Genomic DNA, 11,572 nt, shown 5'->3' with positions numbered 1-11,572 from the left:
CCTGACTAGCCCTCGGCGGTGGCCAGCAGGAGCGCGATAGCGGTGTCGTCGAAGGCAACGAATGCCCATTCGAGGCTGGCCGCAGTGATCGGGTTCCAACCGAAATACATGCGGTTGGTCATGATCTGGCACTGCCCCCGATCAAAGCACCCAAGGAAGGCTTGCGCCATCGCCAGCGCATCCGCTTCGCCCAGCCACGCCTGCTTTGAAAGCACCATGTTCACGCTGAACGCCTCGATCAGCGCAGCGCGGGCCGAACGGGGGCCGTCCGGCGCCGCATCGGGATCGAGCAGTTCCCAATTCCCGCCGATTGGCTGGTAGCCAAGGCGGGTCACAAAACTGTCGGCTACGGCCGCATGGAGACCCGGCGGCGCTTCGAGCGTCTGCGCGGCAAAGCGCACGTCCGCTGTGTCGCCGCACAAACGATCACGCCACGTGGCGAAAAAGGCGTCGAGCCGCGCGCGCGTCTCGCTCACGCCTTCTCTCACTGGTGCGCCGCACCGCGGGCGCCGAACAGCGCGCTGCCAACCCGGATATGCGTCGCGCCGAGCATCACGGCGGTCTCGTAATCCCCGCTCATGCCCATGCTGAGGCCGGTAAGCCCGTGATCCGCCGCCAACTTGGCCAGCAGCGCAAAGAACGGGGCGGGTTCCGTGTCGGCAGGGGGAATGCACATCAGGCCCGCCAGCGGCACATCGGCCGCGCGGGCGGAGGCCAGAAAGGCAGGGAGGTCAGTGATCGGACAGCCGCCCTTTTGCGCTTCATCCCCGATATTGACCTGCATGAAGCACGGCACACGGCGGCCGGTCTTGTCCATCGCGCGTGCCAGCGCCGTCAGCAGGCTGGGCCGATCGAGCGAGTGGATCACATCAAACAGCGCCACCGCCTCTTCCGCTTTGTTCGATTGCAACTGGCCGATGAGGTGGAGGGCTATGCCGGGGCAATTGTCCCGCAAGGCTGGCCATTTCCCTTGCGCCTCCTGCACGCGATTTTCCCCGAACACGCGCTGGCCGGCATCGATCAGGGGCTGGATCGCATCGGCGGCGTGAGTCTTGCTGACCGCGATCAGCGTGACATCATCTGGCGCGCGGCGGGCGGGCTTGCATACGCGGGCAATATTGGCGTGCACTTCGGCGAGGCGGGAGGCTGCATTTGTCATGGCTGCGCTCTATAGCGCGTGCGTGACCTGCGCAAAGCCCCTCCCCCGCTTGTGGCTGATCAGCGATGCGCGCAATGACGCCGGGCTGGCGGCGGCGCTGGCCCGCCTGCCGCGGGGATCGGGCTTTATTTACCGCCATTACCATCTGCCGGGGCCGGCGCGGCTGGCACGGTTCCGGGCGCTGCGGCGCGCAGCGAAGGCGCGGGGCCATGTCGTGATCCTCGCCGATTCGGCGCTGACGGCACGGGAATGGGGCGCGGACGGGATCTATGGCCCTGCGCGCAGCCTGTATCCGCGCCGCCGTGGATTGCTCCACCTTGCGACCGCGCATGATCTGGCTGAGCTCGGATGCGCGGCGCGGCTGGGCGCAGATGCGGCGCTGCTTTCGCCGGTGTTCCCAACCGCATCGCACCCCGGCGGCCAAATGCTGGGGCCGGTGCGGTTCCGGCTGCTGGCGCGCCATGCGACCATTCCGGTGATCGCGCTGGGCGGAATGACCGCACACGGCGCGCTGCGGCTGCGCTGGCCGCGCTGGGCGGCGATTGACGGGCTGAGTTAGGCGCCTCGGTCGAGAGAACGCCGTTTCGCTTGTTCCTTGACCGCAACGCGCCAAGGATTCATGATGTGTTCCACGCAGGAGATCTTCCCATGGCCAGCCGCGCGGCCCTGAACAGCAAACCCGGTCGCCAGACCGATGCCGAATGGCGCGCAGGTCTGCGCCGCAGCTTGCGCCGCATCGCTCAGATGACCGGCGCGGGTCTGCTGCTGGGCGTGGGCGTGTTTCTGACGCTGGCGTTGGCAAGCTATACCCAAACCGATGCCAGCCCTTCGACTGCGGCGGATCCGGGCGCGGTCGCCAATTGGATGGGCGCGCGCGGCGCCTGGGCGGCAGACCGCGTGCTGCTGATCTTCGGGCTGCCCGGCGTGCTGCTTCTGCCGCTGCTCTATGTCTCGGCGCGCAAGCTGTGGCGTGACGTGGAGAATGGCGACGAGCCTGAAACCACCGCCTGGTGGATGCCGACGGCGCTGCTGCTGATCGCCATGACTCTGATCGCGACGGTGTTGGCGCTGGCCTTTCAGGGGCCGGGGGGCACGCTCCCAGCGCAATCGGGCGGGCTTGCGGGCCTGCTGGGAGCGGGCGCGATCGAGGCCGTGGCCGCGCGATTTGGGGCTCAGGCGCAAGGCTGGATCATTCTTGGCCTCGCGCTCACCAGCCTTGGGGTTGGTGTGGCGCTGCTGACCCGGATTTTTGCAATCGACTGGCGGGTGCTGATGAGCCTGCCTGATTTCTTGGGCGGGGGATCGCTGTCCGGGCTGATGCGCCGCCTGCCGCTGCCGGGGCGCGAGGCGGGGTCGGCTGCTGCTGCACTGCCCTTTGCTGCGGCTGACGGTGACGAGGATGCCATCCCTGCGCCGCGCCCGAGAACAAAAGACGCGGTCAAGAGCGATGCCTTGCCAGCTTCGCTCGAAGACCGTCCGCGCCGTGCGCCCGAAATCAGCGATCCCTCCGCCCCGCCCAAGCGCGCCGAGGCCGCCAAGACCGCGCAGCGCGATATGTTCGCGCCTTTCAACCTGCCCAGCCTTGACCTGCTGGCCGAACCGCCGGTCGACAAGGCGCCCAAGCTCGACAAGCTGGCGCTGGAACGGAACGCCCGCCTGCTCGAAAACGTGCTCGATGATTTCAACGTCAAGGGCGAGATTACCGCCGTGCGCACCGGCCCGGTGGTGACGATGTACGAGTTGGAGCCCGCGCCCGGCATCAAGGCCAGCCGGATCATCGGCCTCGCTGAAGACATCGCCCGCAACATGAGCGCGATTTCTGCGCGTGTGTCCCCCATCCCGGGCCGCACCGTGATGGGCATCGAACTGCCCAATCAGGATCGCCAGGTGGTGATGCTGAAGGAACTGGCCGCCTGCGCCGATTTTGCCGATGCCAAGGGCAACCTGCCGATCATTTTGGGCAAGGATATTGCAGGCGAACCGATCATCGCCGATCTGGCCGCGATGCCGCACTTGCTGGTCGCTGGTACCACCGGATCGGGCAAGTCGGTCGGCCTCAACGTGATCTTGCTGAGCCTGCTTTACCGCTTCACGCCGACCGAACTGCGCCTGATCCTGATCGATCCCAAGGTGCTTGAACTGAAAACCTACGACGATATTCCGCACCTGCTTTCGCCGGTGGTCACCGAACCGGCCAAATCGGTGCGCGCGCTGAAGTGGGCGGTCGAGGAAATGGAGCGGCGGTATCGGATGATGAGCGCGATTTCCTCGCGCAATATCCATTCCTTCAACGAAAAGGTCTCAGCCGCGATTGCCAAGGGCAAGCCGCTGGGCCGCCGGGTGCAGACCGGGTTCGATCCCGAAACGGGCGAGCAGTTGTTCGAAGAAGAACAGCTCGATTACCAGCCGCTGCCGCAGATCGTGCTGATCGTCGACGAGTTGGCCGATTTGATGGTGACCATCGGCAAGGAAATCGAAGTCCTGATCCAGCGCCTTTCGCAAAAGTCGCGCGCCGCCGGCATCCATCTGATCATGGCAACACAGCGCCCCTCGGTCGATGTCATCACCGGCGTTATCAAGGCGAACCTTCCGACCCGCATCAGCTTCAAGGTCACCAGCCGGATCGACAGCCGCACCATCCTGGGCGAACAGGGCGCCGAACAATTGCTGGGCAAGGGCGATATGCTCTACAAGCCCAACACCGGCGCGATGGTGCGTGTCCACGGGCCGTTCGTTTCGGACGAGGAGGTCGAAGCGGTCGCCGATTTCTGGCGCACGCAGGGCGCGCCCGAGTATATCGATGCCGTCACCGAGGAGCCCGAGGACGGCTTTGGCTTCGGCTTCGAGGACGAAATGACCGCTTCGGACAATCCTGACGAGCGCAAGTATCGTCAGGCCTGCCAGGTAGTGATCGAAAACCAGAAGGCTTCCGGCTCGTGGCTCCAGCGCCAGATGGGCGTCGGCTACAACACCGCCGCCAAATGGATCGAGCGGATGGAGGAAGACGGTCTTGTCGGCCCTGCCAATCATGTCGGCCGACGCGAAATCTATCGCGACCGGGATGGCAACCCCTTGTGATTCCACACCGCACCTGATGCAGCCAGGCAACGCCTTAAAACTGACTTAGGTTGGTCACGGAACCTTAATGGCGCGGTCGCGGCACCGTCACCATTCCCTGCCACGGGCGAGCATCTCTCCAAGGCAACAGGGAAGCCAGAACATGAATCGCACCCGTTTCACGCGCACCTCGCTGGTCGCGCTCACCACCGCACTCGCCGCCGCGCCGCACGCTGCCATTGCGCAGGATAGTGCTGCCACCGGCGACACCGCTTCCGGCAACGAAATCATCGTCACCACCCAGAAGATCGAACAGCGCGCCGTCGACGTGCCGATCACCATCACCGCCACCACGGGTGAACGGATCCGCGATCTGGGCATCACCGATCTTGACGAGCTGTCGAGCTACGTTCCCGGCCTGCTCATTCAGGAGCAGAGCGCCAACAACCCCGGCATCGTTATTCGCGGGATCACGTCCGACAGCGGCTCTGCCCAGCAAGGCCCGCGTGTCACGCTCTATTACAACGGCGTCGATATCTCGCGTTCACGCGGGTCCTATCAGGCGATCTACGATCTCGAGCGGGTCGAGGTTATCAAGGGCCCGCAGGCGACGCTGTTCGGCACAGCATCGGCCGTGGGCGCGATCAGCCTGGTCTCGGCCAAGCCGCGGGAAGGCTTCGAAGGCGAAGTGCGCGGCGGTTACGGCAATTTCAAACAGACGCTGCTGGGCGGCTATCTCAACATCGGTTCGGATGTGATCGCAGCCCGTATCGCGGGTGAATGGCGCACGCGTGATGGATATCGCAAGAATCTCAGCGCCAATCAGGACAAGGATCTTTATGCGCAGAACCAGTTCGGTGTGCGCGCCTCGCTCCGCTATACGCCGACCGCTGATTTCACGCTGGACCTGATCGGCACCTACGATCAGCAGCGCAACGGCGGCACGCCCTTCACCTCGGCGCAATTCCCGGCCTTTGCAGGCGCACCGGGCGGCCCGGCCAATGCGTTTGTCGATGCCAACCTGGGCGGCAATCCGGCGGGCGCCGCCGCGCTGGGCGACGATCAGCTCGGCCTCAACCGCGAGGTCTATGACCTCAACCTCACCGCGGCCTATGAATTTGCGGATGATTGGACCTTCACCACGGTGAACGGCTACCGCGAATTCGACAGCGCCGAGGTGTTCGATGCCGATGGCGGCCCTGCGCCCTTCCTTGAATTTGCGGAAATCGCCACCGGCTGGCAGGTCAGCCACGAAGGCCGTTTCAGCTATGCCAGCGATACCTTGCGAGCGAGCGCAGGCTGGAACGTCTTTATCGAAGACGGTCTGCAAAACGTGCCCTTCGCCACTGAAGAGGGCGTGTTCATCGCCTGTCTGACCGGCGCGATCCCTGGCATCGCCTGCGTCGGGCCCGATGGTTCGGTGCCTTCGCTTGGCACAACGGCTGCCCTTACCGGCGGCGCGCTGACCGCAATCCCCTATGACTCAGTCTTCCAGAACGAGGGCCGCAACGAAGCCTATTCGGTTTTTGCCGATGCCACCTGGATCCCGTTCGAGGCGCTCGAACTGACAGCGGGCGTGCGCTATCTCGATGAATATCGCCGCTCTGGCTTCTTTGCGCGGGTGCCGGTGCCGGTCTTGCCGGGCCTGTTGCCGCAGCCACTGCGCGGGGCTTTGCTGGGCGCCTTGCCAAGCCTTTCGACCACATTGATTCCGGGCCAGATCGACACCGGCGGGCAGACCTTCACCGCCGATAACAGCTTCGATGCGTGGCTCCCGCGCTTCAACGCGCTGTACCGGGTCAGCGATGACGTGAACGTCTTTGCCACCATCTCCAAGGGCCGCCGTTCGCCGGTGGTGCAGCTGGGTGCGCGGCGCGAGGCTGGCAATGTCGTTGCCAACCGGCTCGACGTGCCGGAAGAAACCGTGTGGAATTACGAAGGCGGGATCAAGGCTGCCAGCGGGCCGGTGTCCGCCTCGCTCGGCGTCTATTACCAGGTCTATGATGGCTTCCAGGTGACCGTGCAGCTTCCCGATGGCACCAGCCGCACCGAAAGCGCGGGCAAGGCGTCGAACTTGGGCGTCGAGGGCGAGCTGGCCGTGGACGTGACCGATTGGCTCAATGTCTTTGGTAACTTCGGTTACATCGACGGCGGGATCGACGAGAACAACGCCTTCGCGCCGCAGTTTTCGGGTGCGCGGTTCCGGTTGCAGCCGAAGTTTCAGGCCGCAGCGGGCTTTTCCGTCGATTACGAAGTTGGTGACGGGATGCGCTTTTTCGTTACGCCCAGCGTGACGCATCGCAGCCAGATCTTCTTCGAAGTGCCCGACAGCGCATTGATCTCGCAGGAGGCGGTCACGCTGGTCAATGCCCGCTTCGGGCTGAGCTTTGCCGACGAACGCTACGAGATTGCCGGCTTCCTCCGCAATGCCCTGGATGAAGACTATCTGCTGGATGCCGGCAACACCGGCGGGGCGTTCGGCATCCCGACCTTCATCCCGGCAGAGCCGCGCTTCTACGGCGTGGAAGTGACCGCGAAGTTCTGACGCAGGCCTAGCGCGACATGATGGCGGGCGGGGGAGCGGACTCCTCCGCCCGTTGTCGTTGTTGCGCATCCCGCTCGGCCATCTCAACCGGGGTCAGCGGGCGGAACCGGATCGCAAGGGGGGTGAAGCTGCCGTCCTCGCGCTGGCGGATCGTCACGATCCCGCGTTGGCCGCGATCCTGCAATTCGCGCTGCAAGGCCTCGGCGCGCGCCTGCCCCAGATAAAGCCGCCCCATGGTGAGCGCGTTCAGACCGTACACGCCGTTGGCATCGCCGCGCAGCGGATACGCGCAAGGGTGTTCGCGCGCGGCGATCACACGGGTGATACGGGGCGCCTGCCCTTCAAGGCACAGCACCAACGGCTGATTGTTGCGCCACCTCGGCCATTGGTCGAGCCCCGGCCAGTCATAGGCAAACTCGACATAGTGTCCGCGCAGGTAATCGCGCGGATCATAGCCTTCGATGGGTACCTCCCATTCGGTGCCCGTCTGGAACGTGTGATGGCTCTGCCCCCACAGCGCGGCAAGGCCCAGCGCAGGAAGCATAAGGGCTACAAGGCGGGCAAGCCCGGTCATGGTGTGCCTTCCGCACCGGGCGCAAAGCGTTTCGACACGCGCACCGCCGCCCATGCGACGCCCAGGATCATCAGCCCCGCAGCAATCAGTCCGAAGCCGCTGGTGAGCAGGTCGCCTGCGAGTTCGAAGCTGAGCACGATCAGCCGCAGCGCAATCACGCCGACACTCAGTTGGAACACGCCCCGCCACCCGGCCGCCAGCGCAGCCGCCGCGATGCCGATCCACAGGGCCATGAACAACAGCGCGGCAGCCACAGTGCGGTCATTCAGCCCATAGGCCAGCGGCAGCACCAGCCCAGCGCCTGCGATAATCGCGCCCGCCATCCGCCCCGGCAGGCCCGGCCGCGCCCCCATCACCCCAAGGCCCGCCAGCACCGCGACCGCGCCGCTGATGGCCGGGCTTGTCCATTCCCGCGTCAGGCCGCCGCGCCCCCATTCGCCCAAGCTGGCCAAAGCCGCAGCCAGGGAGGCACCGGCCACCGCGTAGGCGAGCGCCAGCTGCTCCAGCCGCCGCCAGAAATCGGGCCGGGCGCTGCGTGCGCGGCACCACGCCGCAAGCGGTGCAAACAGCACGGCAAGCGCGGTAACGAATGCGAGCCACACCAGCAGCGCTATATCCGGCCGTGGCGCACGATAATCGGTCGCGGTGCCGGCATAGTCCCACGCGCACCACACCGCGCCGCCCATCAGCGCGAGCGCGGTGGGCCAGCTGCGCCCCGTCAGCAGCAGCAGCGGTGCAAACAGCACCAGCCACACTGCGAGCGGCTGCCACAGCGGGGAAGATGTCTGATAGACCTGCCCCAGATGCCCGAAGAAGGTAAGGCCGAGCGCGGCGGTGACGAACACCAGCGCTTCGACCGCCCAGGGCGAGGCCTGTGCCAGCCGATCCTCGCGCGCAAACAGCGCGGTCAGCATCGCCGCAATCAGCGCCAGATGCACGCCGAGGCGCACCATTGCGGGTATCTCTTCCCAGTTGGAGGCGACCACCGACACCAGCCCCAGCCCGATTGCCAGCGCGCCGATGCCGGACACGGCCCACAGCGCCAGCGGGCGGGCGTGGGCGGCTTCATAGGCCAGCAGCCTGTCCCGCGTGCCGGCGTCGATCAGGCCGGCGTCATGCCACTGGGCGATTTTGTGCGCGCTCATGATGGCAGACTAAGCGCGTGATCGCCGCCCGGCAATTGCTGCTATCGGGCGCTGCTACCGGGCGCGGTCTAGTCTGCTTCGAGTTCGGCCTTGGTCAGCAAGGTCATGGTGTCCACCTTGGCCGCATTGGCGGTCATCGCCGCTTGGGGCATCGCGACCATCCCGATGCGCGCCAGAGGCCCGGTCTTGCCCCAGCTTTTCACCCATTCCTTCATGTAATCCTGAAGGCCCGGAATGGCGCGCATGTGGGCTTTCTTCACGTAAACGTACATCGCCCGCGCGCCGGGATAGGCGAAGCTGGAGATGTTTTCGTAGGTCGGATCGACGCCGTTCATGGGCAGGCCCTGCACCTTGTCGGCGTTTTCTTCCATGTAGGAATAGCCAAACACGCCGACCGCGCGCGGGTTGCCGATGATTTTCTGCACGATCAGGTTGTCCTGTTCGCCCTGATCGACATAGGCGCCATCATCGCGCACTTCAGTGCAGATCTGACGATATTCGTCGGCGTTGCTGTCCTTCAGCGCCTTCATCGCCGGATCGGTGCCGCAGCCGACTTCGAGCACCAGTTCCTTCAGCGCGTCGCGGGTGCCCGATGTGCTGGGCGGGCCGTAGACGAGGATCGGTTCGGCGGGCAGCGCCGGATCGACATCGGCCCAGGTCTTGGCGGTCTGCGGCTTGCCATAGGGGCGCTCGGCCAGCGCTTCATAAACAGTCCTCGGTGACAGGTTGAGCATGATCCCACCCCTTCCCGAAGCAAAGGCGATCCCATCAAGGCCAACCTGCAATTCGATGATTTCATCTACGTTATTGGTGATGCATGCGTCGAATTCCGAAGGCTTCATCCGGCGCGAGGCGTTGGCCATATCAGGTGTGTTGGGCCCCAGGCCCGAACAGAACAGCTGAATGCCATTGCCCGTTCCGGTCGATTCGATCAGCGGCGACGGCATATCCGGGTTTGACCGCGAAAAGTTTTCCGCCACCACCTTGGCAAAGGGGTAAACCGTTGAAGACCCCACCGCATGAACGGATTGCGCCGACGAGTTTTCCGAGCAGCCAGACACGATCGCGCCAGCGAAGATCAATGCGGCGCCGAGTTTGAAAAAGGCGATTGTGCGAAGGGGCATGAAGGTTCCTGATGCGGTGCGAAGGGCGATCCTGCACACGCCGCGCTAGGCGGATTTCATGACAAGCCTGTGACGATCAGGGTTCGAGACTCAGGCGCCCCAGATGATTTCGCGGTCATTCCCGCAAGTCTCTGACAAGCCGCAGTTTTCACTCCGAAATGGAGATAATTGCCTTAACAGCATCGTAACGGCTTGCATGGTAGAGCGCCGCCGTGGATGTCATGCGTTTCCTGTTCCGTGCTGCGATGGCCGCCGTGCTGCTGGCGCTGCTGGCTGCGCGCCCGGCTGCGGCTGAAGATCGGAACGCGCTGGCAGTTGCCCCAACCTGTCATACGACCACAGAGGCCGAAACCGCCGTCTGGACGATGCAGGCGCGATCGGCATGGATTTGCGACGACCGGGCGTGGCGCGCTGATCAGCCGGTGGCCTGGCTCAGGTTTGAGCGGCAGGATGGAAGGCTGATGCAGTGCCGCGCTATTTCTACAGCCGCACCGCCCGGCACGAACGGATTACGCTGACCGCCGTTGATACAGACGGCGGCCAGCGCAGCGTCAGCTATGCCGAAGCCGACGGCGAACCCTTTGCTGCCGGGCCTGTCTTTCGCTTGCTCCTGCCGCAGATTACCGCCGATACCCGCATGGTCATTGCCCGGATCGACCGCCCCCATTCGATCCCGCTGCTGAGCGAGGCACGGTTGGCCCGTTATCCTGAAGAATCCGCGCGGACGCCGCTGGAAATGATCCTGCTGGCGCTGGTGCTGGGGATGCTGATCCTGCCGCTGCTGTTCGACATCACCTTCTATATCGTGCTGCGCGAACGCTTCGTGCTGCTTCACGCGCTGATGGTGACAGGGATGATGGGTTATGTCCTGTTCGCAGGCGGCCTGATTTCCGCGTTTGTCACGATTCCGGTTGCGGTGATGGCGGTGCTCGCGCCGCTGTCATGGGCCATAGGCTGCGGGGCGGCGCTGCTGTTTTTGAGCGCGTTTCTGGAACATGGCGCGCTGGACCCGCGGGTGCGGCGGTTCACCTTCTGGGCCGGATGCTGGACGATTGCCGTGCCCGGCCTGTTTTCGTTGCAGCTTCACGCCACGCAGGCCTTTGATGATCTGGCCTATTTCGTGGCGATTACGCCAGCAGCGTTGATTGCCAGCTTCGCCATCATTCATGCGATGCTGCGCGGCAGCCGCTCGGCCCGCTTTGTCGCAGCGGCATGGGCGCCGCTTATCGCCGCTTCGATGGAACGGCTGACACGCGGGCTCGGGCTTTATACCGGCCCGTCGAGCCTTGATCTGATGATGTTTGTGGCGACCGGGATCGAAGTGGTGGTGATCAGCCTTGCGATTGCCGACCGCTTCCTTGCGCTGCGACATGAACGCGATGCCGCGCTGACCGAGGCACGGATGCTCGAACACATCTCGACCCGCGATTCGCTCACCGGATTGATGAATCGCCGGGCGATCGAGGCGCGATTCGACGAATTGCTCGCCCAAGGTTTCGATACCTTCGCGCTGGTCGATCTTGACCGGTTCAAGGCGATCAACGATCTGCACGGTCACCAGGTTGGCGATGCGGCGCTGATCGCCTGCGCCAGTGCGATCCGTTCAGGCGGGGACCGTGATACCGTGGCGGTACGACTGGGGGGCGAGGAATTTGTGGTGCTGCTGCGCGGCGATCACGCGCTCGACCGCGCGGAGGCACTGCGCCGCGCCATTCCGATGCGGATCGCCAAGGAAGTGCCGGGTCTCGATCTGCCGGTCACCGCCAGCATGGGCGTGGTGGTGATGGCCGATGCCAGTCGCCACAAGATGGCCTTCACGGAGTTCTACGCCCGCGCCGATGCGCTGATGTATGAGGCCAAGGCCGCAGGCCGCAATCGCATCGCCTATGAACGTCTGACGGTGTTCAAGGCCGCGCCTGAAAGCCGGCAGCAAGCAGAAGACCGCGCAGCTTAGGTTACGGGCGGTCG

General features: G+C 64.7%; 10 protein-coding genes. 5 read left to right on the top strand and 5 right to left on the bottom strand.

What is annotated here, in order from left to right:
- Positions 1-5: 5 nt before the first annotated feature.
- Together ACRANW_RS01605 and ACRANW_RS01600 are read right to left on the bottom strand one after the other, a co-directional pair.
- Entirely contained in the window at positions 6-476 is a 471-nt protein-coding gene (locus ACRANW_RS01605; RefSeq protein ID WP_479432828.1) for a hypothetical protein, read from the bottom strand.
- An 8-nt stretch (positions 477-484) separates the two neighbouring features.
- On the bottom strand, positions 485-1,159 hold the full coding sequence (locus tag ACRANW_RS01600; RefSeq protein ID WP_479432827.1) for a YggS family pyridoxal phosphate-dependent enzyme: 675 nt from the start codon (positions 1,157-1,159) through the stop codon (positions 485-487).
- Between ACRANW_RS01600 and ACRANW_RS01595 the strand changes: the two genes are divergently transcribed.
- From ACRANW_RS01595 to ACRANW_RS01585, 3 genes are all read left to right on the top strand, one after another.
- On the top strand, positions 1,158-1,718 hold the full coding sequence (locus ACRANW_RS01595; RefSeq protein WP_479432826.1) for a thiamine phosphate synthase: 561 nt from the start codon (positions 1,158-1,160) through the stop codon (positions 1,716-1,718). The genes ACRANW_RS01600 and ACRANW_RS01595 overlap by 2 nt on opposite strands.
- An 89-nt stretch (positions 1,719-1,807) precedes the next feature.
- Positions 1,808-4,237: a DNA translocase FtsK gene (locus ACRANW_RS01590; protein ID WP_479432825.1), complete on the top strand. Its 2,430-nt coding sequence runs from the start codon at positions 1,808-1,810 to the stop codon at positions 4,235-4,237.
- A 142-nt stretch (positions 4,238-4,379) separates the two neighbouring features.
- Positions 4,380-6,761 (top strand): TonB-dependent receptor, encoded by a 2,382-nt coding sequence (locus ACRANW_RS01585; protein ID WP_479432824.1) that lies wholly within the window; start codon positions 4,380-4,382, stop codon positions 6,759-6,761.
- A 7-nt stretch (positions 6,762-6,768) separates the two neighbouring features.
- Here the strand turns inward: ACRANW_RS01585 and ACRANW_RS01580 are convergent, their stop codons facing one another.
- The 3 genes from ACRANW_RS01580 to ACRANW_RS01570 form a co-directional block, all read right to left on the bottom strand.
- A complete protein-coding gene (locus ACRANW_RS01580) occupies positions 6,769-7,335 on the bottom strand; it encodes a GDYXXLXY domain-containing protein (RefSeq protein WP_479432823.1) in 567 nt (188 codons plus the stop codon).
- Positions 7,332-8,480, bottom strand: a complete 1,149-nt coding sequence (locus tag ACRANW_RS01575; RefSeq protein WP_479432822.1) for a DUF2157 domain-containing protein — start codon at positions 8,478-8,480, stop codon at positions 7,332-7,334. The genes ACRANW_RS01580 and ACRANW_RS01575 overlap by 4 nt, the downstream gene beginning before the upstream one ends.
- 68 nt (positions 8,481-8,548) lie before the next feature.
- Positions 8,549-9,604: a substrate-binding domain-containing protein gene (locus ACRANW_RS01570; protein ID WP_479432821.1), complete on the bottom strand. Its 1,056-nt coding sequence runs from the start codon at positions 9,602-9,604 to the stop codon at positions 8,549-8,551.
- A gap of 221 nt (positions 9,605-9,825) precedes the next feature.
- On the opposite strand from ACRANW_RS01570, the gene ACRANW_RS01565 reads away from it, so the two are divergent.
- Together ACRANW_RS01565 and ACRANW_RS01560 are read left to right on the top strand one after the other, a co-directional pair.
- A complete protein-coding gene (locus tag ACRANW_RS01565) occupies positions 9,826-10,122 on the top strand; it encodes a hypothetical protein (protein ID WP_479432820.1) in 297 nt (98 codons plus the stop codon).
- Positions 10,071-11,558 carry a GGDEF domain-containing protein gene (locus tag ACRANW_RS01560; RefSeq protein WP_479432819.1) on the top strand — a complete coding sequence of 496 codons (1,488 nt, stop codon included), beginning with the start codon at positions 10,071-10,073 and terminating at the stop codon, positions 11,556-11,558. The genes ACRANW_RS01565 and ACRANW_RS01560 overlap by 52 nt, the downstream gene beginning before the upstream one ends.
- Positions 11,559-11,572 lie beyond the last annotated feature (14 nt).

Source organism: Erythrobacter sp. 'gip.4 top 5' (genome assembly GCF_056495765.1).
The sequence above is the reverse complement of the archived record's forward strand: the minus strand, read 5'-3'. Positions and strand labels throughout refer to the sequence as shown.